This window comes from Pseudomonas sp. S2_H10 (assembly GCF_054668285.1).
The window spans coordinates 2,105,095-2,128,579 of sequence record NZ_CP162754.1; the positions used below are offsets into that span (position 1 = coordinate 2,105,095).

Sequence of the window (23,485 nt, forward strand, 5' to 3'; positions counted from 1 at the left end):
TGACACGCCCGCAACACCCGCGCCCGCTACCCTCGGCAACCGCAACGGGTCCTTACAACAGCACTTCCCGCCTCAGGGCCGGACGCCTATGCTGGAACCACAACCTCGCAGCCTATCTTTGTGGTTGGCAGCCTATCTGGCAGATGAACGCACGCATGCACAACACCCCAGCACCCGTGAACGACGACCAAAAAACGCCAGGCGACGACAAACGCTGGAGCATTCGCGCCCTGATCGTCGACGATGACGTCCCGATCCGCGAACTGATGATCGACTACCTGGCTCGGTTCAACATCCACGCCAGCGGCGTCACCGACGGCGCCGCGATGCGCCTGGCGATGCAGGCGGAGCATTTCGACGTGGTGGTGCTCGATCTGATGCTGCCTGGTGAAGACGGTCTGTCGCTGTGCCGCTGGCTGCGCGCCGAGTCGGACATTCCGATCCTGATGCTCACCGCCCGCTGCGAACCGACCGACCGGATCATCGGCCTCGAACTCGGTGCCGACGACTACATGGCCAAGCCGTTCGAGCCTCGCGAGCTGGTCGCACGAATCCAGACCATCCTGCGTCGGGTGCGCGATGACCGCAGCGAACAGCGGGCGAACATTCGTTTCGACAATTGGCGCCTGAACAGCGTATTGCGCCAACTGATTGCCGACAATGGCCTGGTGGTGCCGCTGTCCAACGCCGAATTCCGCCTGCTCTGGGTATTTATCGAGCGTCCGCGTCGCGTGCTCAGCCGCGAACAACTGCTGGACGCCGCTCGCGGTCGTTCGATCGAAGCCTTCGACCGCAGCATCGATCTGCTGGTGTCGCGCCTGCGCCAGAAACTCGGCGACGATCCCAAGGCTCCGCAGTTGATCAAGACCGTTCGCGGCGAGGGCTACCTGTTCGATGCCCGAGACATCGGCTGATGCGCGGGCGCTTCGATACGCTGTTCGGCCGCCTGTTTGGCGTGCTGTTGCTGGCGATTATCCTCGCGCACCTGCTGGCGTTCGCCTGGTTTCATCATTACGGCCCACCGCCACCGCCGCCTCCTGCGGAGTTTTCCGAAGGCCTGGACGGGCCACGTCCGCCACTGGACCCGCGCTTCGAGAAGCGGCCACCACGGCCATGGTTCGGCGGCCCCCTGGTGCCGCTCACCTTTCAATTGGTCTCGCTGATCATTGCCGCCTGGTACGGCGCCAAACTCCTGAGTCGACCGATCCAGCGTCTGAGCGATGCGGCCGAGCGCTTGAGCGAAAACCTCGACAGCCCGCCACTGGAAGAGTCCGGGCCACGGGAAGCACGGCAGGCGGCGCACACGTTCAACAAAATGCAGCGGCGCATCCTGGAACAGGTCAAGCAGCGCTCACGCATGCTCGGCGCCGTGTCCCACGACCTGCGTACGCCGCTGTCACGGCTCAAACTGCGGCTGGAGAAAATCGACGACGACAAGCTGCAAGGCCAGATGCGCCAGGACCTCGACGACATGATCAGCATGCTCGACGCCACCCTCACCTACCTGCATGAACAGCGCACCAGCGAAGCCCCGCAGTGGATGGACGTGCAGGCACTGGTGGAGTCCCTGAGCGAAAACGCCCAGGACCAGGGCGCAAACGTCCAGGCCAGCGGCCACTGCGCGCCCCTGCAGGTTCAGCCGATGGCCTTGCGTTCTTGCATCAACAACCTGATGGACAATGCCCTGCGCTACGCCGGACAGGCGCTGATCACTCTGGAGGACCAGCGCGAACAACTGGTGATTCGGGTCATCGACCATGGCCCGGGTATCGCCGCCGAACAACGTGAAGCCGTGTTCGAACCCTTCTTTCGCCTTGAAGGCTCGCGTAATCGCAACTCCGGTGGCGTTGGACTGGGCATGACCATTGCCCGCGAAGCCGCGCAACGAATGGGCGGCCAACTGACACTGGAAGAAACCCCCGGTGGTGGCCTGACAGCGCTGATTCGCCTGCCGCGAACCTGAGCCACCCACAGGTTCAGCGACTTTTTTGTGTGTACCACTCGGTACAAACTCCACATACCCGCGACAACTCGCCCCTTGAGTCTGGATCAGCCGGTACACCACCGGTTTATCTTTCCAGGGAGTGAGCCCGATGATCGGTAGCATCAGCAGCAATTACTCGAACTACACCAGCACCAACAGCACATCCAATAGCGCTCGCAGCCAGCAATTCCAGAAGGACCTGCTGGCCAGACTCGACAGCAACACCGACGGTACGGTCGATCAGGATGAACTCGAAAGTGCGTTGTCGCAGAAATCCGACGACGGATTGCTGGTCAGCCTGAGCAAGAATTTCACCGACCTCGACAGCGATGGCAGTGGCAGCCTGAGCAGCGAAGAAATGGCCACGATGGCGCCCCCGCCGCCTCCACCGGGCGATATGGCACCCAATACCGACCTCGCTGACGCACTGATCAGCGCGCTGGATGCCGACGGCGATGGCGTTATCAGCAGCGATGAGCTGAGTAATGGCCTGAGCAGTGCCAGCAGCAATTCGTCGACCAGCACCGACACCAGTGCCGCGCTGCTCAAGGCGCTGGACAGCGATAGCAGCGGTGACGTCAGCAGTGACGAACTCAAGGCGGCCCTGCAGGCCGGTCGCGAACAGAACACCGACAGCACCACCGATCAGGCGAGCATCAACGATGCATTGCAGAAAATGATCGCCAACCTGAGCAAGCAATACTCACTGGACAACGTGGCGAGCGTGGGCAAACACCTGAACGTGGCGACCTGAGTCAAAAAGCTCGCGAATCGGATTGCAGGAGCCGGCTTGCCGGCGATGGCGGTCTTGAAGTGCCATCGCCAGCAAGCCGGCTCCTACATTGATGGATGCAAGGAGGTTTCAGGGCAGGCGATCCTCGACCCGTGCCTGAGTCTTGCTCCAGTCGATCAACAGGCTGTAGGCCACCGCCAGCAATGTCGGGCCGATGAACAGGCCGATAAAACCAAAGGCTATCAACCCGCCAAACACCCCGAGCAGCACGATGACCAGCGGCAGGTTACCGCCACGGCTGATCAGGTACGGCTTGAGCACGTTGTCGACGCCGCTGATGACGAATGTGCCCCAGATGCCGAGGAATATGGCCATCCCGTAATCGCCTTTCCAGGCCAGCCACGCGGTCGCCGGAATCCATACCAGTGGCGGGCCCATCGGGATCAGGCTGAGCATGAAGGTCACGATGCCAAGCACCAGCGCACCCGGTACGCCAGCGATCAGGAAGCCGATCAGCGCGAGGATCGCCTGGGCCGCCGCCGTGCCGATCACGCCGTTCACCACCCGCTGTACAGTGCCCGCCACCAGCTCGATGTAGTAGCCGGCCCGCTGACCGATCAACCGCTCCAGCAACGTGTGGACAAACGCCGCCAGGCGCGGCCCGTCACGATAGAAAAAGAACACGAAGACGATGCTCAGGGTCAGTTCGAGAATACCGCCGCCGATCTGCGCGCTGCGCGCCAGCAACCAGTTACCCACCTGCCCCAGATAAGGCTTGAGCGACACCATCATCGCCGCGCCCTGCTCATCGATGCTGTTCCAGATCCCGACCAGCCGCTCGCCCACCAGGGGAATCGCCCCCAACCAGTGCGGTGCTTCGGGCAGCCCCTCGACCTGCGCATCCTTGATGAATGCGGTGGCATCACGCACATGATCGGCGAGGTTGAACCCCAGCCACACCAGCGGTGCCGCGACCAGCACCATCCAGCCCAGCGTCAACAATGCCGCCGCCAGCGACTCGCGGCCATTGAGCCAACGGGTCAGCAAGCGCATCAACGGCCAACTGGCAAATGCCAGGACCGCGCCCCAGAACATCGCCGACCAGAACGGCGCCATCACCCAGAAGCTCGCGCCGAACAGCACCACGAGCAGGATCTGCACCAACAGGCGATCGTTATTGATCATCAAGAATCCCGAAAATGTCAGTCAGCAAAAGAGTAGGCGAACGCAGCCTGCACGTTCGCCCGGTACAGCCTAGCGCAATAGCTCGATGTGCAGGCCAGAGCCTTCGGCACTGCCGGTTTCCAACCGCGCGGCACGCACGCCCTGGGTAATCAGGGCCTGACGCCAGGCTTCGGCGTTCGCTCCGGAAATACTGACCCGCAAAGTGGTGTCCAGATTCAGTCCGCGAGAAATCAAACGCAGCCAGGTCGCGTCAGGGGCGCTGTTCAACGTGGAAAAATCGAGCTCGCCGGTGCTCTTGAGTTCACGCAGCAAAGTCGCGGAGGTCGGCAACAACTCGCCCAGCGGTGCCGAAGCGTCGAACTGTTCGACATGCAGGTAGGCTTTGCGATTACCGCGGGTAATGCCGTACAGCGCGACGAGCGTGTTTTCCCGTGGAGCGGCAAGGCGCAGCAGAAGATAGGCTTGTTGATCGTCGGCGCCGTACAGCTTGGCATTGCCGAAGACTTCATTGGCCCAGAGGCTGCTTTCGCCGCAATCACGCGCCTGGCACCAGAAGAGCAACCCGGCGTCCTGCTTTTGTAAAGCCTCACGGGCAGCGGTAAACGCCTCGAGGGAAGAATGCTCCGGCGGCAACTCGTAGGTCACCGACGTGACGTTGCCGCGAGCGCTGACCTGACCGTCGAAGCGTAACTGGCCACTGATCTTGCGGATCGAACCCAAGGGGTAGATCCGCTCCAGCTCGGCGGCGGGGCGATAATCGACAATCTGCGCGTCGACCATGCGCGGCACTATCGGCAGGTCCTGACTGCCTGGAACATCGGCGGCGAACAACAAGGGACTGAAACTGCACAGCACCAGCAGACTGAATGAACGCATGGATAGACTCATCGGATCAGCATGGCCTGGGCACGGTCGACAATCGCCGGAATCCGGCCATTGGGGTTGATCTTGAGGAAGTCCGCGGACTTCTGTTCCTTCTTGTCGAAACTCAGGGCATGCACCGTGTAGGGCAGGCCGAGTTCCTCGAGCACGATAGAGACCTTATGGCCATTCGGGGTCGCAGCGGTGTAGAGATCTATCATGGTTGTCTCCCTTTTCAACCCGCCAAGCCTCGACAGTTGCCCGGCGCAAGTCAAGGAATGGCGAAAAACCGATTGAAACAGTCTGCGACAAGATCGGCACCGGCTTCGTCATTGAGGTGCAAATGGTGGCCGCCAGGCAGCTGTACACGGCTAAAGGGTAGACGCTCCAGCAATTCAGGATGTTTGGCGAGCATGCCGTCAGCCGCGACCACCAGTGTTGCTGGACATTTGATCCGCTGGACGAAGGCCATGGCCTGTTCGGTGGTCAGGCGCAGTGGCGACGGCAGCGTGAGGCGATTGTCGGTGCGCCAGGTGTAACCGCCCGGCACCGGCATCAGCCCCCGCTGCGCCAGCAGTTCGGCAGCTTCGCGACTGACCGCCACCAACCCTTTCATGCGCGCCTTGATGGCACGGTCGAGGGTGTCGTAGACCGGTTTGCGCTTTTCCCGCAGATCCAGTTGCGCCTGCAGAGCCATGCCCATGCGCTCGGCAGCGTTTTCACCCTTGTCTGTCGGTGGAATGATGCCGTCGATCAACGCCAGGTGGGTGATCCGCTCGGGCATCGATCCGGCGATGATCAACGAAGCGATCGCGCCCATCGAATGTCCCATCAGCGCAAACTTGTTCAATCCCAGCTGTTCGGCGACCTGCAGCACATCGTGGGCATAGTCCCACATGGCGTAGCCGGCGCCCGGCGGGCGATGGCCGGAATGACCGTGACCGGCCATGTCCAGGGCGATGATGCGCAGGCCTTTGAGTTTCGGCGCCAGACGGGCAAAGCTGTTGGCATTGTCCAGCCAGCCATGCAGGGCAATGACCGGCAAACCGTCTTCAGGCCCGAACAGGTGCGCCGCCAGTTCGATGTGCGGCAGGCTCAGGCGGACTTCTTCGACGACGTGACTCATGCGCAATCCTGTTGTCGACGGCCGCCCCAACGATGGAACAGGCCTTTGAGCATTTGTGCGGTATCAAGGGGACGTTCGAGCGGAAACATGTGGCCGCCGGGCATAGTCAACGACTCGCCCAACGGCAGGCGGTCGACCGAACTGGCGTGATGGCGCATCACCACACGGCTGTTGTGCCCGCGAACCACCGCCAGTGGCACCTGCAACTTGCGGGTGCTGCCTGGACTCGTGTGCGGCACGCCGCGATAGATGCTGATTTCCGTGGCCGGATCGAACCGCAGGCGCAGCTTGTCGTCGACCCGGTGCAAGCCATGTTGCAGGTAGGCATCGAAGCACTCCGGGTCGAAGCCGCGAAACAGGGTTTTGCCGGCAAAATACTTGCGGGCGCTGTCCAGGTCGGCGAACTCCTCTCGGCGGCCCAGGGTGCGCCCGGCCGGGGTCAGGCGATCAATGAAACCGAAGCGTTTGGCCGCACGAATGACCCATCGATCGGCTCGGGTCAGCACTGGTGAGTCGAGCATCACCACCCCGCGATACAACTCGGGGCAGCGCAAGGCCGCATGCAGGTGCAACACGCCACCGAAGGAGTGACCGACGCCCCACACGGGCTCGGCCTGTTGTTGCAGATGATGGATCAGCTCATCCACCAGGTTGTACCAGTTGTCGTCCGCCGGGAAACGCGGGTCGTGGGCGTGCTGCTCCAGATGCGTCACCTGAAACTCGGGTGCCAGCGCCGCAAACAACTTGCCATAGGTCCCCGAAGGAAAACCGTTGGCGTGGGCGAAAAAGATCTGTTGCGACATACCTGCAAATCCATGAGCGAAACAAAGGCTGATTGTCCGCAAAGAAACATCTTGCAGCAATGACCGTAACTGCCAGGAATGATGACAGACCTGCCGTGGCTATGGCACCACCGTGGGCGCCACCTGTTACTTCTGACAGTTGACTGTCAACCGGCATCAAGTGGATAAGAAGGGCTGTTCGTCGAGCCATGGGCACATTCACGATGACCCACGCCAACACTCCGGCCATCCAGGTTTTTGACCCTCGCGGGCTGAGCGTGCGTGGTGTGGGGTATCTGCGGCGCGAGAATGCGTCGACTCCGCAGCCTTGCATCACTCAGCAGGAATATGACGGCGCCGGTCGCGCCATTCTCAGTCGTGATCCACGCCTGTTCCGTTTACATCAGGACGGCCAAACGGCAGTCAATCAGCAGAACGTTTTCAGTTTTTCGGACGCGGTCATCCTTGCGCAAAACAGCGACGCGGGCTGGCGCCTGGGATTGCGCGGCGCCCATGGGCAAAGTGTTGAAGGATGGGATCAGAAACTCAGTCAGAGTCGCGTCGCCTATGATCTCCAGTGTCGCCCGGTCGCCAGTTTCGAGCGCGCGTGGCAAGGACCGGAACGTTGTATCGCACGGTTCACCTATGCCAGTACCGAGGCCGATGCCGACCGAAACCTGCGCGGTCAGTTGATTCGGCACGACGACACCGCCGGCACCCTGCTCTTCACCGGGTTCAGTCTCAACGCTACGCCGTTGCAACACGGCCGCGCCTTCATCGCCGACCCGCAATGGCTGGTTGACTGGCCCGAATCAGAGCCTGAACGCGACGCCTTGCTGGAGAGCGAGCGAGCCATCACGCGCCTTCAGTGCAACGCCGCCGGCGAGCCTGTCAGCCAGACCGATGCATGGGGCAACCGGCAAACGTTCATTCATACCTGCGCAGGCGAACTGCGCGAAATCCGCGTGAAGCTTGCCGGACCGGCCGATGAAACGACACTGGTCCGGGATATCCGGTACAACGCCTTCGCCCAGATCGAACTGCAACGTGCGGGAAACGGCGTTGTTTCATGTGCGACTTATCGGCCCGAGGACGGTCGACTGCAACACCTCAAAGCCTATGTAACAGGACAACCGGCCCTGCAGGATCTGACTTATGAGTATGACGCGGTGGGCAATGTCACCGGCATCACCGACGCCGCCGAAGCGACTCACTATCATCGCAACCAGCGCATCGAACCCGTCAGTCGCTATCGCTACGACAGCCTCTACCGCCTGATCGAGGCCAGTGGCCGGCAACTACGCAACGCGGCGGGTGGACCACAGCTGCCGGATTTCCAGTGCGCTGCCGACCCCGGTCAGCTGGAGAACTACACGCGTTTGTACACCTACGATGAAGCCGGCAACCTGACGATCATGCAGCATCAGGCCGACAGCGCCAGCCGCACCGAACTGACGGCTGTGGCACGGTTCAGCAATCGCAGCCTGCCCGAAAAAGCCAATGGCGAGCTGCCCGACGAACAGGAAATCGCCTTCGGTCATGACCCGAATGGCAACCGTACCGGCCTTCAACCGGGGCAAACGCTGCAATGGGATCTGCGCAATCAACTGCGGCAGGTCGATCAGGTGGTGCGTGAAGATGAACCGGACGATTGCGAGTTCTATGTGTACGACGGCACTGGTCAGCGTCAACGAAAAATCCGTCGGGCCTACACCGGCACATTGATCCGCACCCACGAAACACGATACTTGCCAGGTATGGAAGTGCGCATTTCTGCCGAAGAGACGCTCCACGTCCTGACGATCAAGGCCGGACGCTGTACGGTGCAAATCCTGCACTGGCAGGCCGAACCGCCAGCCGGAATCTCCCAGGACCAGCATCGCTACAGTTTTACCGATCATTTGGGTTCCAGCGCTCTGGAGCTGGACAAAACAGCCCTGCTCATCTCCCGGGAAAGTTACTACCCCTACGGCGGGACCTGCTGGTGGACCGGGCGCAACAAGCTCGAAGCCAGCTACAAGACGCTGCGCTATTGCGGTCAAGAGCGGGATGCCACCGGGTTGTACTACTACGGGTTGCGCTATTACGTACCCTGGTGCCAACGCTGGCTCAACGCGGACCCGGCGGGAATTGCCGATGGGTTGAACCTGTATGCCATGGTGCATGGCAATCCGATCGGGCACGTGGATCTTCAGGGGCTGATCACCGTGGGAGAGGTGTTCGGTGCAGCCGCCGCGACGCTTGGCCGCGACGGTGTGAGTGCCCTGGCCGGTGGCTTTGTCCGGTACTTTGCAGGACAAGGACTGGAGCAGCTGGCAAGCACGTCCACGGATGATCCGGATGCCCGGTCGGTTGCCCCCGCCGCCAATCTGGCGCTGACCCTTGCAGGCGCTACGGTCGGGGCATTCGCGGGTGGATCCATGGGGGTGGGCGCGGGAAGCAACATCGCCTCCCGATACAGCAACAACCGCGCTGCGCAGTGGGCAGGCGCAGCCATCGGCGGGTTGGTCGGCGCGGCAGCAGGTGCCGCTACCCCGCTCTATTCCTATTGGAGCAACCCTGAAAGCCTCAATGCAGTAGCCGTCAGCCTCATCACCAGCGCGGTCGGCAATCTGACACGGGAAACAGGGCAACGCATCAGCGCAGAACTGGGCCCCAGACTTTCACTCCCGCCGTCAGGTGTCGCAAGTGCCCTGCGCACAGGCGTCTATGGCGGATTGCTGTTCGCTGGCGGCATGATTCGCGAAGAGCTTCCGCCCCTGTCAGACGTCGCCATCAATGCCGCCGTCGAGGGTCTTGATGGCGTATCCATCGTCATTATCAATGCCTGGCGCGGAGGCACCTTCACCCGGGGCACTAATGCATTGAGCAGACCGAATGGCCTGGAAGTGCTGTATGGCTGGGCTACGCGCACGGCCGGCTCAGGCTTGACCGCCTCGCTGACATTCATGTCCACCCCGCTGACCGGCGCGATTGCCAACCCCAATCTGCGGATGGGCGCCATTGCTGCAATGGCTACCCTCACAGAACTGCGAACGTATTTGGGGCAACATGTTCAACGCGGCATCGCCGCATTGTTCAGATATGACGATGCAGACTTCGTGCTGGACCACTTCACCCAGGCGAACAGCCTGTGGAACGGGCACCCGGACATACCCACTGACAACGCACTTCCAATGATAGCGTTCAGGTCCCGTGCTTCGAGCTTGCCTTAACGCGCTGGCGGTGCCTCACCCAACGGCACCACCGCCATGGTCAGCCGCGACACGCAACTGGCCTTGCCCTCATCGCTGGTCAGGCGAATGTCCCAGACATGGGTCGTGCGGCCGATGTGGATCGGCCTGGCCACCGCCGTCACCCGGCCGCTGCGCAGGCCGCGCAAATGGTTGGCGTTGATTTCCAGGCCCACGCAATAGAACTTGCTGGCATCGATGCACAGGTAGCTGGCCATGGAGCCGACCGATTCGGCCAGCACCACCGAGGCGCCGCCATGCAGCAAACCGTAAGGCTGATGGGTGCGGTGATCGATGACCATGCTGGCGGTCAGGGACTCCTCGTCGAATGCTTCGAAACGGATGTCCAGCACTTCGCCGATGGTGTTTTTCTGGATTGCGTTCAACTGTTCGATGTTCGGGGTGGTGCGCCACAGGCTCATCGCAGAGTTTCCTTGTTGGTTTTGTTCGTGGATCAATCCTGCCACAGCACGGCTTCGCTGCGCTCGCTCCATTCCTCGAAGCGCCCACCGTAAGCGGCTTCGATCACGTTGCGCTTGATCTTCAAGGTCGGCGTAAGAAAGCCGTTTTCCACGGCCCAGCTGTCCTTGACCACCACCAGGCGCCGCAGTTGTTCATGCTTGTCGAGGGCGCCGTTGACCTCTTCCAGCAGTTTTTCCAGGCTCGAATGCAAGCCGACGCGCCCGACCCCGCCGGCATCCTGCTGGCCGACCGCCGACAACACGCACAACCCCAGCGGCGCACTCAAGCCATCGCCCACCACGCAGACCTGTTCGATGCGCGAATGCACGGCCAGGCGATTTTCGATCGGTGCCGGCGCCACGTATTTGCCTTTGCTGGTCTTGAAGATTTCCTTCAGGCGCCCGGTCAGGCGCAGATTGCCTTCTGCGTCCTCCTCGCCCTTGTCGCCGGTGCGCAGGAAGCCGTCCTCGGTAATGGTTTCAGCAGTTTTTTCCGGCTCCTTGAAATAGCCGAGCATGGTCGCGCCACTGCGCACCATGACCTCCCCCGTCTCGGCGATCCGCACTTCGACTTCCGGGCACGGCTTGCCGATCCAGCCCGGTTTGTTCTGGCCCGGCATGCAGATGTGCGAATAGCCGCAGCTCTCTGTCATGCCGTAGACCTCCAACACGTCCAGCCCCAGCTTGCGGTACCACAGCAACAAGGTCTGCGGCACCGGCGCAGCGCCGGACAGCGCAATGCGCAATGCATCCAGGCCCAATCCGGCGAGGACCTTATGCCCGACCCGTTTGCCGATGATTGGCAGGCCGAGCAGGAAGTCGAGGCGTTTTGCCGGGATCTTGCTGTACACGCCCATCTGGAACTTGGTCCAGATGCGTGGCACGCCAAACAGCGCGGTCGGGCGCGCACGCTTCAGGTCGGTGAGAAAGGTGTCGAGGCTCTCGGCGAAAAACACCGTCTGGCCGGTATAGATCGACGCCAGTTCGACGAACATACGTTCAGCAACGTGGCATAGCGGCAGGTAGGACAGCAACCGGTCCGACTCGTTGAGGCCGAACAACGAAGTGCCACGCGTGGTGGCGAACCCCAGATTGCCGAAGCTGTGCATCACCCCTTTGGGCATGCCCGTGGTGCCGGATGTGTAAATGATGGTCGCCAGTTGATCGGCGCCAGGCTTGGGATTGTCCTGGATCGGCGAGCTGCGTTGCAGGTCGGCCCAGCTGAAATCGAACATGCCCGGCGGATGCAGGGGCAGACTGACGGTCGGCAGGTCGGGGCTGACGCCACGGGACATGCCAGGCCAGTCGTCGAGCTTGCCGATGAACGCCAGCGCTGCTTCCGAGTGTTCGAGCACCTGGGCAACCGACTCGGCGGTGAGGTTGGGGTACAACGGCACCGACACATGGCCGGCCATCCAGATCGCCAGGTCGGCAATGATCCAGTGCGCACAGTTCTTCGAGATCAGGGCGATATGGCTGCCCTGCGGCAGTTCCCGCGCCCGCAACCAATGGGCCGCGCAACGGGCCTGATGACCGACGTCGGCCCAGGTCAAGGTCTCGACCTGGCCGCCTCCCACAGGCTGGACCAGAAAGCGCTGGCGGGGATGACGGGCCTCACGCTCGTAGAAAACGTCCAGTGGCAAACGAAAAGCAGCAGACATGCGACTCGCTCCTGTGATTTTGGTCTGGAGCAAGCGTAGTCAACCAAGCAAGTGCTTGGTTGACTATTTTATTCAAAACCTTCGGGGTGAGACGTACCTGTGGGAGCGTGGCTTGCCCGCGATGCAGGCGCCACGGTTCATCAGATAAACCGCGGCGATGCCTTCGCGGGCAAGCCACGCTCCCACAGAAAAGCGGCGCTACGGGTGCTTGATGCTGTCGAGTTTCATCGACCCGACCAGCAGCTCATCACCCTTGAGCTCCGCCAGACCGGCAGTGCTGACCCTCTCCGGCGGATGTCCGGCACCATGTTGCAGGTAGCTCAGCAGATTCCCCACCAGCGGGTTGTGACTGACCAGCAACACGTTGCTGACCGCGACCATCTGCTCGGCCACCTTGTCCGGCTCCGTGTCCGGTGTCAGCCACTCGACGGTGCGGATTTCCGGTTCGAAACCCAATGCATCCCGTACCAGCTGCGCGGTTTGCTGCGCTCGCCGGTACGGGCTGGCGTAAATGCCGGTCAGCGGCTGCCCCACCAGCTCTGCGGCGACTTTCAATACTTCCTTGCGACCGTTTTCCGTCAGTTCCCGCTCCGAATCGTGGGGACGGGAGCCGTGCGGTACAGCTTCACCATGACGCAATACCCAGAGTTTCATAGCTTGGGTTCCTCATCTCGGGCCGGATGCGGTGCCGGTGCCACGACATGCGGCGCTTCACCTTCCGGCGTACGCGGCGTCGGCCAGTCGGCGAACGGCCAGGGCTTCTGGTCGCTGTGAAAGCTGCCGAACCGGCCGATCTGCGCCAGAAACTGGCTCAGGCTGTCGCCGAAGTTCATCAGGCTGGCGCTCGGGGCGCCATAGAACAAACGATAGATCAACTGCACCAGCACGACGGCGCCAAGGATGAACTGCGCCACTTGCCACACCAGCACGAAGACGATCATCCACAACGCGCGCAGGAGGATGGACTCGTATTGGGCTTCTACTTTTGGATCGTTCATGCGCAACTCCCTGCTTTTCTGGCAAGCGTGATTAGTTGAAACCACTGGTGGAAATAAAGTCGACGTCGGTTTTCGGCTCGCCACGCATCAACAGACCGATGACCTGCTCCAGCGTGCGCCCCTCGAACAGGATCGCGTGAAGCCCGGCGACCAGCGGCATGTACACGCCAACCTCCTGAGCCTTGGCCTTGAGTACTTTAAGGGTGTTGACCCCTTCGGCGACCTCGCCCAGGCGTGTGACGGCTTCGTCCAGGCTCAGGCCCTGACCGAGGGCGAAGCCGACCTGATAGTTGCGGCTCTTGGGCGACGAACAGGTCACGATCAGATCGCCCACGCCCGCCAGGCCCAGGAAGGTCATCGGGTTGGCGCCCTGATTCACCGCAAAACGGGTCATTTCCGCCAATGCCCGGGTGATCAGCATGCTCTTGGTGTTTTCCCCCATGCCCAGCGCCACCGCCATGCCGGCAATGATCGCGTAGACGTTTTTCAACGCCCCGCCCAACTCCACGCCGAAACGGTCGGCGCTGGCGTACACACGAAAGGTGCGGCCATGCAGCGCGGCCTGGACCTGCTGGCACAGCGCTTCGTCTTCACTGGCGACCACCGTGGCGGTCAGCGCATGCTCGGCGATTTCACGGGCCAGGTTGGGGCCGGACAGGACGCCGATGCGCGCCTGCGGGGCGATCTCTTCGAGGATTTCGCTCATCAGCTTGAACGTGTGGGCTTCGATGCCCTTGGTCAGGCTCACCAGCATCTTGCCGGTCAGGCGATCGGCGTGCGGCACCAGCACCGAGCGCAGTGCGCTGGACGGCAATGCGACGAAACACAGGTCACAGGCATCCAGGGTGGCTTGCAGGTCGGTCACCGCTGTGACGCCAGGCAGAATCTTGATGCCTTTGAGGTAACGCGGGTTTTCGCGATTGACCCGAATGGCCTCGGCCTGTTCGGGGTCACGCATCCACTGAAGGACCTGATGCCCGTTCTCGGCCAGCAGATTAGCCACGGCGGTTCCAAAACTTCCGCCTCCCAGGACCGCAATCGGGCGCTGTTCAGTCATATGCAATCCGTTAATCCATACCAGTGGCGATCTCGGCATTATACGGGGCAGCCCATCGGCGGCCAGCCCCGACATCAAATACAGCTACCCGTAGGAAGAAGACCAATAAAGCCGAGGAAAATGCAGACATCGTGAATGGAAAAGTCGTTCGGCTCGGTTAACATGCGCGCCATCAATCATGGACAGGGATGTGTTGTGTCGGCTCCTTCACCGCATTCGCCTCTGGTACTGGCGCTGATGTTCAGCTCGCCATTGCTGGCCGACGATCTGTTCCTGGACAGCGAACAGCTGCCGCAGGTGCTCACGGCCACGCGCCTGAAGCAATCGCCGGCCGCGGTTCCCGGAAGCATGACGGTGATCGACAGCGCCCTGATCCACGCCAGTGGTGCCCGCGACATCAGCGAGCTGCTGCGACTGGTGCCGGGGATGATGGTCGGCAACATCAGCGGCAATCAGGCGGCGGTGAACTACCACGGCACCAATGCGACGCAAGCGCGGCGCATGCAAGTGCTGATCGACGGGCGCTCGGTGTATCGCGCCGGCCTGGCCACGGTGGACTGGAGTGACATTCCGGTGGCCATGGAGGACATCGAGCGCATCGAAGTCTTTCGCGGGCCGAATACCGTCAGCTACGGCGCCAACGCCCTGATGGCGGTGGTCAACATCATCACCCGGCGGCCGGCCGACAGTCACGGCACGCGCCTGAAAGTCACCCGGGGCCAGCGCGGCATCAACGACTTTTACGCCAGCCAGGGCATGGGTTGGGAAGACGGTGACTTGCGCCTGTCCCTGTCCGGCCAGCAGGACGACGGCTTCGACACTGACCGAAGCGGAGCCGACTATCATGACAGTCGCCGCCTCGATCGCTTCAACCTGGCTGTCAGCCAGGCCCTCGACGAACGGCAAAGCCTCGATTGGCAATTGAATGCCAAGGACGGCACCAACCAGCGGCCCTATACCTACCGACCGGTGTTCCCGGGGATTACCCGCGCGGGCGACGACTCCGACGTCACGGCCAAGGACTACGCCGGCTCATTGCGCTGGAATCTGGACATCAATCCCGACCACAGCCTTTATATCCAGGGCTCGGCCCAACACTGGGATCGCCAGCAAACCTGGCGCGCCTGCGACGCAGAAGTGTCGTTCAGCCCGCAACTGACCGAACTCTGGCAGTTGAACCCGAACTACACCGAACGGCTGGCCCGCAACATCACACGCTTCATCGGCCGTGGCGCGCCGGCCGGCACACCCGCCGAGCAGGCGCTGGCCAACCAGGTACTCGATCAATGGCGCAACGGCGCGAGCCAGACCGTTTGTGGCGACATCGACCAGAGCACCCGGGAATCGCGCTACGACCTCGAACTGCAGGACACCCTGAGCCTTGCCGATAACCTGCGGCTGGTCAGCGGCATGAACTATCGTTACGACCGGGCGGATTCCGAGACCTACTTCAATGGCACTCTCGATGACACGATCTGGCGGGCGTTCGGCCAGTTCGAGTGGCGCGCCAGCGAACACTGGCTGCTGCAGGGCGGTGCCATGTTCGAGGACACCCGCTTGATCGGCAGCTCGCTGACACCTCGCATGGCCGTGAACTACCTGATCAATCCGCGCCACGGCTTGCGTGCGGTGTATTCCGAGGCTGTGCGTTCGCCGGACATGTTCGAGAACAACGTCAACTGGAGCTATCAGGTCTCCAACCTCAGGCCCGGCGCCTTTGGCCAGTCCAGCGCCCGCTATTTCGTCAGGACCCGCGGCCCCGGCGACCTTGATCAAGAGCACATGCGCTCCCGGGAACTGGGCTACAACGGCTACTTTCCGGAGCCTGGGCTGGCGCTCGACGTGAAGCTGTTCCACGACGAAATCACCGGCATGATCAGCGAACCACTGCGCAACAATCAGTACATCGCCAGCAATGCGAACAAAGAGCGTTTTACGGGAGCCGAAACCCAGCTGGACTGGCGTGTCGGCAACCTCGATCGCCTGCGATTGACCTATGCCTACGTCGATGCCGACGCCAGCAACCCGCTGGATGCCAGGCAGACCGCACGCAACAGCGGTTCGGCCGGATGGCTGAGGGATTGGGGACAAGGCTGGAACAGTGCGCTTTTCTATTATGGCGATGACGCCCTCAACGGCTATCGCTTCGAACGGGTCGATGCGCGCATTGCCAAACGCATCGCCTTGGGCAAGGCCAGCCTGGAACTGGCCGGAGTGCTCCAGCAGCGGTTGGACAATCAGCCAGCCACCTTCAACGACAACAACTATGACCAGCGCCACGTGATGTATTTCAGCGCGGAGCTGGAGCTTTAGGATGCGTTATCGCCCGGCCTGGAAAATGCCGTCCCTGGGTCGGTTGCTGGCCATGCTGTGCCTGTTGTTCGGCAGCCCGGCGGGTAACGCCGCCGACATTTTGCTCACGGGGGCCGAAGACAGCCCCGGTGTGCGGGCGTTTACCCAGGCCTTGAGCGAGTTGCGACCGAGCGACAACGTACGATTCCAGGCACTGGCCAGTTTGCCGATCCCCGACAGGTTGCCGGAAAACATCCGTTTGATACTGCTCGACCTGCCCAGCCTCGACTGGCGCCTGCAGGACGCCGAGGGCCCGGCGACACTGGTGCTGCGCATCAGCCGCCTGCAAGCCCGGCAACGCTTGAACAACACGCTGCCTGCGCGTCTTTGCCTGCTATGGAGCGATCCACCCGTGGATCGCCAGTTGCGCTTGACCCACACCCTGTTACCCCAAGCCAAACGCATCGGCGTGCTCTACGACAACCACAGTGAGTTCCTGTTGGCTGAGCTGCGTGAAGCCGCCCGCCCCCTGGGTCTCGAGGTGGTCACCCAGCGCTGGGACAACATTCACGACAGTCGTCCGTTGCAGGCCTTGCTGAAGAACAGCGACGTGTTGCTGGGCCTGGACGACGCCGACCTGTACAACCCGCAAACCGCAAAAAACCTGCTGCTGAGCAGCTACTCGCGCCAAGTGGCGCTGATCGGACCCAACGCCGGATTCGTCAAGGCCGGGAGCCTGGCCAGCACCTATAGCGATCAGGACGATTGGCTGGCGGTACTCAACGAATTGCTCGACCGGCCCCCGGCCACCTGGCCGCGCAGCCATTATCCCCAGCGATTCAAAGTCGCGAGCAACCCGCAAGTAGCGCGCTCCCTGGGTATCGAGCAGATCAACGAAGCGTCTGTCGCCACGTTGCTGGCTGAAGGAGAACGCCGCCCATGAACTTTCGCCGTCGCTGGGACATCAACACCCGCACCCAACTCATCAGCCTCGGCCCTGCCCTGCTGCTGACCTTGTTGCTGATCAGTTTCTTCACCTTCGTACGCATTCAGGATCTGCGTCAGGAAATCACTCACACCGGCCAATTGATCGCCAACCAACTGGCCCCCGCCACCGAATACGGGGTGATCTCGGGCAACAGCGAAGTGCTCGAAACCTTGCTCAAGGCAACGCTGGCCACGCCCAACGTGAGCTTTCTGGAGATCCAGGACAGCGCCAACCGGGTTCTGGTGTACGTCGAACAACCGAACGAACACCACAACCGCGCGCAACAACTCGAAGTATTCCAGGCACCGATCCGGCTCCAGCGCATCGCGCTGCACAATGACTTTTTCCAGAGCAGCAAAACCGTCAGCGCGGCCCCCGCCGAAGACTATCTGGGCCGGGTGATCGTCGGCCTGTCCAACGATGCCTTCAGCCGTCGCCAGCAGGAAATCGTCCTCAAGGCTGCGATTCTGGCGCTGTTCGCCCTGCTGTTTACCTTCATCGTGGCCCGGCGTCTGGCGGGCAGCCTGTCGCAACCGATCCGTGATATCGGCAATGCGGTCAAGGCGATTCAGGACGGCGACTACAAAACACCGCTGCCCATTGTCGACGACGCCGAACTGGGGGCGTTGTCGCAACACATCAACAACCTCGCCAGCGGTCTCGAACAGGCCAGCCGCGAACAGCATCAAGCCATGGCGCAGTTGATCCAGACACGCGAAGAAGCGGAAAAGGCCAACAATGCCAAGTCCGACTTCCTCGCCATGATGAGCCATGAACTGCGCACGCCCATGAATGGCGTACTGGGCATGCTGCAGTTGTTGGAAACCACCGACATGACCGAGGAACAGGTCGAGTACGCGGCACTGGCCTCGGAATCCACCGAGCACCTGCTCAAGGTCATCAACGACATCCTCGTTTTCTCGCGGATCGAACGTTCGGAACTGGAGCTGGAGCACATTGCGTTCAACCTCAGCGACCTGATCGGCAGTTGCGCCCAGTCGTTCCAGCACAGCGCCGCGCAACGCGGTCTCGACCTGCAACTGATGATCCCCGACGACATGCGCAGCCTGCAGGTCAAGGGCGACCCGACGCGTATCCGGCAGATTCTGGTCAACCTGGTCGGCAATGCGTTGAAGTTCACCGAACAGGGCCGCGTCACCATCGAGGCACAGTGGCAGTCGCTGGACCACGAGTTGCTGTGGTTCACCTGCACCGTGCGCGACAGCGGCATCGGCATTCCGGCGCAAAGCCTGGAATTGATGTTCGACGCGTTCCAGCAGGCCGACAGCTCCATTTCAAGGCGCTACGGCGGCACCGGGCTGGGCCTGCCGATTGCCCGCACCCTCGCCGAACGCATGGGTGGCACCCTGCGCGCGCAGAGTGAGGAAGGCCGCGGTTCGGTGTTCACCCTGGAAATTCCCCTGGCACTGCACCAGCAGACACAACCGCCGCTGGCGCCACGCGCGCAACCGCGCAACAGCGACGGCGAAGGACGCAATGTGCTGCTGGTCGAAGACAATCCGGTCAACCAGACGGTCATCGAAGCCATGTTGCGCAGCCTGGGTTTCAAGGTCAGTGTCGTGGCCGACGGCGCCCAGGCGGTACGCAGTGCCGAGAGCCTGATTTTCGAAGCGATCCTGATGGATTGCCGCTTGCCGGTCATCGATGGCTACGAAGCCACCCGGCAGATCCGCAAGCTGCCCGGTTGCACCGACCTGCCGATCATCGCGCTGACTGCCAACGCCCTGCAGGGCGATCGCGAAGCCTGCCTGTCGGCAGGGATGAACGATTACCTGGCCAAGCCGTTCAAACGCACTGATCTGCAGCAAATTCTGCAACGTTGGGTGCAGTAGTGCAGGCCTTTCGACCATCTGCGACTGGCGTGAAAGGCGAAAGTGCGGCAGTCTTAGGCACCCGTACAGGCCCGAAAAGGGGCTTGAATAAAAATTTCAGTGCACAAGTGTACATTCATGTCCTTGGTGCTGTGACTTTCACCACAACGCAATAGTCTATGAGTAGGCTGCCGGTTCGAGGCATGAACGCTTCGATCGGCCGGGAAGATTTGCCCCACCTGCCGCATGGGACTATTGAGGAGCTCGCATGACCAAACAAAACGCCTTTACCCGGGAAGACCTGCTGCGCTGCAGTCGCGGTGAGCTGTTCGGCCCAGGTAACGCGCAACTGCCCGCCCCGAACATGCTGATGGTTGATCGCATCACCCTGATCAGCGAAGAAGGTGGCAAGTACGGCAAAGGTGAATTGGTCGCCGAGCTGGATATCAATCCGGACCTGTGGTTCTTCGCCTGCCACTTCGAAGGCGATCCGGTGATGCCGGGCTGCCTGGGCCTCGACGCCATGTGGCAACTGGTCGGCTTCTTCCTGGGCTGGCAAGGCCTGCCGGGCCGTGGCCGTGCGCTGGGTTCGGGCGAAGTGAAATTCTTCGGCCAGGTCCTGCCGACCGCCAAGAAAGTCACCTATAACATTCATATCAAGCGCGTCCTCAAGGGCAAGCTGAACCTGGCCATTGCCGACGGTTCGGTGACTGTCGACGGTCGCGAAATCTACACCGCCGAAGGCCTCCGGGTCGGCGTGTTCACCTCCACTGACAACTTCTAAGGGTTATCCGCATGCGCCGCGTCGTTATCACTGGTCTGGGCATCGTTTCTTGCCTGGGCAATGACAAAGAGACCGTCTCCGCTAACCTGCGTGCAAGCCGCCCTGGCATCCGGTTCAACCCGGAATATGCCGAAATGGGTCTGCGTAGCCAGGTTTCCGGCTCCATCGACCTCAACCTTGAAGAACTGATCGATCGCAAGATCTATCGCTTCGTCGGCCACGCGGCAGCTTATGCCTACCTGGCCATGAAAGACGCCATCACCGACTCCGGCCTGACCGAAGAGCAGGTGTCCAACCCGCGTACCGGCCTGATCGCCGGTTCCGGTGGCGCATCGACACTGAACCAGATGGAAGCGCTGGACATCCTGCGCGAGAAAGGCGTCAAGCGCGTCGGCCCATACCGCGTCACGCGGACCATGAGCAGCACCGTTTCGGCTTGCCTGGCCACTCCGTTCAAGATCAAGGGCCTGAACTACTCCATCGCTTCTGCCTGCGCCACCAGTGCTCACTGCATCGGTACCGCCATGGAACAGATCCAGATGGGCAAGCAGGACATCGTCTTCGCCGGTGGCGGTGAAGAAGAGCACTGGAGCCAGTCGTTCCTGTTCGACGCCATGGGCGCCCTGTCCAGCAAGCGCAACGACACCCCGGAAAAAGCCTCCCGTGCCTACGACGCTGACCGTGACGGTTTCGTCATTGCCGGTGGTGGCGGCATGGTCGTGGTTGAAGAGCTGGAACACGCTCTGGCCCGTGGCGCAAAAATCTACGCGGAAATCGTCGGCTACGGCGCGACCTCCGACGGCTACGACATGGTTGCCCCGAGTGGCGAAGGCGCGATCCGCTGCATGCAGCAGGCGCTGTCCACCGTCGACACCCCGATCGACTACCTGAACACCCACGGCACTTCGACTCCGGTCGGCGACGTCGCGGAAATGAAAGGTGTGCGTGAAGTGTTCGGCGACAAGGCTCCGGCCATCAGCTCCACCAAGAGCCTGTCGGGTCACTCCCTGGGCGCCGCCGGCGTTCACGAAGCGATCTACTGCATGCTGATGATGGAAGGCAACTTCATTGCCGGTTCCGCCAACATCGACGAACTGGACCCTGAAGTGGCCGATCTGCCGGTGCTGACCAAGACCCGCGAAAACGCCACCATCAACACCGTGATGAGCAACAGCTTCGGTTTCGGTGGCACCAACGCCACGCTGGTACTGAAGCGTTGGGAAGGCAAGTAATTTCCCGCTGCTGAACCGCACATGAAAACGCCCCGACTGGTTCGGGGCGTTTTTTTTTCCTCAAAAACATGGCGCCAGTGTCGCTTTCGTAGGAGCCGGCTTGCTGGCGATGGCATTTTCAAGGACGCCATCGCCAGCAAGCCGGCTCCTACAGGTGGTGTCTGAACATGAAACGTTTGTCATGAAACCCAGGGGCCTGCGACCGAATGTCACGTGTTTAGCGGGCTGCGGGATTTTCTCCAATTTTGCAAAAGTCTGTTTCCAAATCGAAGCGTTTACTTAGCAAGCTACCAAACTCTATAACAGAGTCCTGCACATGCCTTGCTGCAGATAACAGAGATTGGAGCTAGCAGATGACTGTAAAAGTAACTGAACGCGACGATTCACATAAATCCCATGAGGGTGTAGCCGCCGGTATCCGGATCTGGGACGTGCACCAGCAAGACCTGCTGGTCGGAATGTTCCATTCCGAGACCGACGCGCAAAACTACAGGGCCGAACTGGAAATGCTCGAGCGTAAACGCGAGCTCGCAACCGGTTGAAGACTGACTCCACGTGCAGCCTGCCCTCTTCCTGGCGGGCAGGCTGCAAGCCGAATCAGACAACCTCGATCAACGTCAAATGAAGGTTGTCATCGATCAGCACCGAAGGGACACTTTCAAGAATCCAGCCCGCTTGAAGCCTGACCACCTCGACCTCGCCATCGCCCATTCCGTCATTGCGGATCGAAAACTGCAGCGATGACGGGTGACGCTTGGCGTAATCGAAACTCATGCCGCACGCGATCAGGAAATCGATTTTTGCCTCGGTCAGTTCAACTTGAGTATCGCGCTCGCCTTCTTTCAGACTGTAGTAATCCAGGCACAGGTTGATTGTAAAAGGGCAGCCATTGACGAGACTGTTGATGAACCTTCCTTCATAACCACCAAAATAACTGTGCTCTGCCCGCACACTGCTGAGCTTCTTCACCCTCACCTCGATCCCTTCGGACAGTTTGAACAACCAATACTCCCTATCCGAACCCTGGTGGCTGCCGAAGTCGATACCTGATACATGACGCTTTGGCCACATCGACATCAATGGAATATCAACCTCATAATCTTTATTGGTTATCGCCAACAAATAATTAATAACATCATAATAACTTGACTCACCCTCCCCTACTTTTATAAGTGTCGCACAGCTTCCCGCCAGCAATACGATCTTGCCATAACGCTCCACTGGCAGTTCAGTCATCAATAAAGCCACACACGCTGGCACTTTCTCCAGATAGGCAGAGTTCAGCTCATGGAGCTCCTCTTCATTGCGAACCACGTGCCAGGGTATGTTCCAGAAGAATTCGGGCAGGGTAAAGAACACACAAGCGGATGCGCCATGGTCCTCGCGAGCGGCTTTTGCGGCGATCTTGATTTTTCGGCGCACAAGCTCGGCACGAGCGACCAGCTCATCGTCCAGATAATCGCCAATGGATTGATCGTGCGGTCGCGGCTGTGAAAATTGCGACTTGAAAGTTGGCTGGCGTAACGAAGCGATACTTACAAACATTTATTCCATCCTTGGAAACTAAAGTTTATTAAATTTGTTTTCTCAGACCACAAACATCTTTATAAGCAAAGATTATTTTTGGCAAAAGAAAACCCGAAAGATCGTATCGACACGATCATTCGGGCTCAATGTATAAATCATGAAAAGTACTAGCAAACATGTAAGCCTGCTAGAACATTAAATCGATTACCACATCAGGTCATCAGGAATCTGGTACGCCGCGTACGGATCGTCTTCGACGCTGACCTCTTCGGTCTTCACGTTCATCTGCACGATGCGCTGCGGGTCGCGCTCCTGGATCTTCAGCGCGGCTTCACGGGGGATGACTTCATAGCCGCCGCCATGATGGACGATGGCCAGCGAGCCATTGCTGAGCTTGTTGCGCATCAGGGTATTGACCGAAAGGCGCTTGACCTTCTTGTCGTCGACAAAGTTGTAGTAGTCCTCGGTCGTCAACTTGGGCAGGCGCGTCGCTTCGATCAATTGCTTGACCTGGGCGGTACGGGCCTTGGCCTCAGCCTTTTCCTGCTGCTGGCGGTTGAGTTCCTGGTCGCGCTTGACCTTCTCGGCCATGGCTTCCTGTGCCGCACGCTGCTGGGAGTCATCCAGTTCGACCTGGCCTTTGTGCGCCAGGCGCTGTTGTTTCTGTTTGTCTTTGCTGACCTGCTTGGCCTGCTTCTGGTTGACCAGCCCTGCTTTGAGCAACTGGTCGCGAAGGGAAATGCTCATGG

At 60.8% G+C, this 23,485-nt stretch carries 21 protein-coding genes and 1 pseudogene; 10 read left to right on the top strand and 12 right to left on the bottom strand.

All coding sequences use genetic code 11. The annotated features are described in order from the left end of the window. Positions 1 to 155 precede the first annotated feature (155 nt). From AB4O16_RS09215 to xopAW, 3 genes are all read left to right on the top strand, one after another. Entirely contained in the window at positions 156 to 914 is a 759-nt protein-coding gene (locus AB4O16_RS09215) for a response regulator (RefSeq protein ID WP_160387304.1), read from the top strand. Then, positions 914 to 1,963: a sensor histidine kinase gene (locus AB4O16_RS09220; protein WP_160387302.1), complete on the top strand. Its 1,050-nt coding sequence runs from the start codon at positions 914 to 916 to the stop codon at positions 1,961 to 1,963. Before AB4O16_RS09215 ends, AB4O16_RS09220 begins: the two co-directional genes overlap by 1 nt. 130 nt (positions 1,964 to 2,093) lie before the next feature. Next, on the top strand, positions 2,094 to 2,738 hold the full coding sequence (gene xopAW / locus AB4O16_RS09225) for a XopAW family type III secretion system calcium-binding effector (protein WP_460157575.1): 645 nt from the start codon (positions 2,094 to 2,096) through the stop codon (positions 2,736 to 2,738). A 108-nt stretch (positions 2,739 to 2,846) separates the two neighbouring features. On the opposite strand, the gene AB4O16_RS09230 is transcribed toward xopAW, so the two are convergent. From AB4O16_RS09230 to AB4O16_RS09250, 5 genes and pseudogenes are all read right to left on the bottom strand, one after another. Next, positions 2,847 to 3,902: an AI-2E family transporter gene (locus AB4O16_RS09230; RefSeq protein WP_160387298.1), complete on the bottom strand. Its 1,056-nt coding sequence runs from the start codon at positions 3,900 to 3,902 to the stop codon at positions 2,847 to 2,849. 69 nt (positions 3,903 to 3,971) lie between these two features. Then, positions 3,972 to 4,778: a DUF4892 domain-containing protein gene (locus AB4O16_RS09235; RefSeq protein WP_460157576.1), complete on the bottom strand. Its 807-nt coding sequence runs from the start codon at positions 4,776 to 4,778 to the stop codon at positions 3,972 to 3,974. A 32-nt stretch (positions 4,779 to 4,810) separates the two neighbouring features. Next, a pseudogene (locus AB4O16_RS09240) lies at positions 4,811 to 4,984 on the bottom strand (glutathione S-transferase N-terminal domain-containing protein); the annotation flags it as partial. Between the two features lie 50 nt (positions 4,985 to 5,034). After that, positions 5,035 to 5,889 carry an alpha/beta hydrolase gene (locus tag AB4O16_RS09245; protein ID WP_460157577.1) on the bottom strand — a complete coding sequence of 285 codons (855 nt, stop codon included), beginning with the start codon at positions 5,887 to 5,889 and terminating at the stop codon, positions 5,035 to 5,037. Beyond that, the gene (locus AB4O16_RS09250) at positions 5,886 to 6,692 is read right to left on the bottom strand and encodes an alpha/beta fold hydrolase (protein WP_160387292.1); all 807 of its coding nucleotides are present in this window, start codon (positions 6,690 to 6,692) and stop codon (positions 5,886 to 5,888) included. The genes AB4O16_RS09245 and AB4O16_RS09250 overlap by 4 nt, the downstream gene beginning before the upstream one ends. 188 nt (positions 6,693 to 6,880) lie before the next feature. Here AB4O16_RS09250 and AB4O16_RS09255 point away from each other — a divergent pair, with 188 nt between their 5' ends. Continuing rightward, positions 6,881 to 9,886 (top strand): RHS repeat domain-containing protein, encoded by a 3,006-nt coding sequence (locus AB4O16_RS09255; RefSeq protein WP_460157578.1) that lies wholly within the window; start codon positions 6,881 to 6,883, stop codon positions 9,884 to 9,886. On the opposite strand, the gene AB4O16_RS09260 is transcribed toward AB4O16_RS09255, so the two are convergent. From AB4O16_RS09260 to AB4O16_RS09280, 5 genes are all read right to left on the bottom strand, one after another. Next, on the bottom strand, positions 9,883 to 10,326 hold the full coding sequence (locus tag AB4O16_RS09260; protein WP_160387289.1) for a hotdog fold thioesterase: 444 nt from the start codon (positions 10,324 to 10,326) through the stop codon (positions 9,883 to 9,885). The genes AB4O16_RS09255 and AB4O16_RS09260 overlap by 4 nt on opposite strands. 32 nt (positions 10,327 to 10,358) lie before the next feature. Next, positions 10,359 to 12,026, bottom strand: a complete 1,668-nt coding sequence (locus tag AB4O16_RS09265; protein ID WP_160387287.1) for an AMP-binding protein — start codon at positions 12,024 to 12,026, stop codon at positions 10,359 to 10,361. A gap of 198 nt (positions 12,027 to 12,224) precedes the next feature. Further along, on the bottom strand, positions 12,225 to 12,680 hold the full coding sequence (sixA, locus tag AB4O16_RS09270) for a phosphohistidine phosphatase SixA (protein WP_160387285.1): 456 nt from the start codon (positions 12,678 to 12,680) through the stop codon (positions 12,225 to 12,227). Continuing rightward, positions 12,677 to 13,024, bottom strand: a complete 348-nt coding sequence (locus AB4O16_RS09275; protein WP_160387283.1) for a DUF4389 domain-containing protein — start codon at positions 13,022 to 13,024, stop codon at positions 12,677 to 12,679. Before AB4O16_RS09275 ends, sixA begins: the two co-directional genes overlap by 4 nt. A 31-nt stretch (positions 13,025 to 13,055) precedes the next feature. Continuing rightward, the gene (locus AB4O16_RS09280) at positions 13,056 to 14,081 is read right to left on the bottom strand and encodes an NAD(P)H-dependent glycerol-3-phosphate dehydrogenase (protein WP_160387281.1); all 1,026 of its coding nucleotides are present in this window, start codon (positions 14,079 to 14,081) and stop codon (positions 13,056 to 13,058) included. Between the two features lie 237 nt (positions 14,082 to 14,318). Here AB4O16_RS09280 and AB4O16_RS09285 point away from each other — a divergent pair, with 237 nt between their 5' ends. The 6 genes from AB4O16_RS09285 to AB4O16_RS09310 all read left to right on the top strand — a co-directional run bounded on the left by AB4O16_RS09285 (position 14,319) and on the right by AB4O16_RS09310 (position 21,751). Then, positions 14,319 to 16,394 (top strand): TonB-dependent receptor plug domain-containing protein, encoded by a 2,076-nt coding sequence (locus tag AB4O16_RS09285; RefSeq protein ID WP_460158047.1) that lies wholly within the window; start codon positions 14,319 to 14,321, stop codon positions 16,392 to 16,394. Between the two features lies 1 nt (position 16,395). Next, positions 16,396 to 17,316, top strand: a complete 921-nt coding sequence (locus AB4O16_RS09290) for an ABC transporter substrate-binding protein (protein ID WP_160387279.1) — start codon at positions 16,396 to 16,398, stop codon at positions 17,314 to 17,316. Next, complete coding sequence (locus AB4O16_RS09295; protein WP_460157579.1) at positions 17,313 to 19,214, top strand: ATP-binding protein; 1,902 nt, start codon at positions 17,313 to 17,315, stop codon at positions 19,212 to 19,214. The genes AB4O16_RS09290 and AB4O16_RS09295 overlap by 4 nt, the downstream gene beginning before the upstream one ends. A 247-nt stretch (positions 19,215 to 19,461) precedes the next feature. Next, a complete protein-coding gene (gene fabA / locus AB4O16_RS09300) occupies positions 19,462 to 19,977 on the top strand; it encodes a 3-hydroxyacyl-[acyl-carrier-protein] dehydratase FabA (RefSeq protein ID WP_003227150.1) in 516 nt (171 codons plus the stop codon). A gap of 11 nt (positions 19,978 to 19,988) precedes the next feature. Then, positions 19,989 to 21,209: a beta-ketoacyl-ACP synthase I gene (gene fabB, locus AB4O16_RS09305; RefSeq protein ID WP_007974551.1), complete on the top strand. Its 1,221-nt coding sequence runs from the start codon at positions 19,989 to 19,991 to the stop codon at positions 21,207 to 21,209. Between the two features lie 353 nt (positions 21,210 to 21,562). Then, the gene (locus AB4O16_RS09310; RefSeq protein ID WP_056728002.1) at positions 21,563 to 21,751 is read left to right on the top strand and encodes a hypothetical protein; all 189 of its coding nucleotides are present in this window, start codon (positions 21,563 to 21,565) and stop codon (positions 21,749 to 21,751) included. A 55-nt stretch (positions 21,752 to 21,806) separates the two neighbouring features. Here the strand turns inward: AB4O16_RS09310 and AB4O16_RS09315 are convergent, their stop codons facing one another. Both AB4O16_RS09315 and AB4O16_RS09320 read right to left on the bottom strand, forming a co-directional pair. Further along, the gene (locus tag AB4O16_RS09315; RefSeq protein ID WP_160389663.1) at positions 21,807 to 22,754 is read right to left on the bottom strand and encodes a hypothetical protein; all 948 of its coding nucleotides are present in this window, start codon (positions 22,752 to 22,754) and stop codon (positions 21,807 to 21,809) included. Between the two features lie 186 nt (positions 22,755 to 22,940). Then, positions 22,941 to 23,483 carry a DUF2058 domain-containing protein gene (locus AB4O16_RS09320; protein ID WP_160389664.1) on the bottom strand — a complete coding sequence of 181 codons (543 nt, stop codon included), beginning with the start codon at positions 23,481 to 23,483 and terminating at the stop codon, positions 22,941 to 22,943. Positions 23,484 to 23,485: the final 2 nt, after the last annotated feature.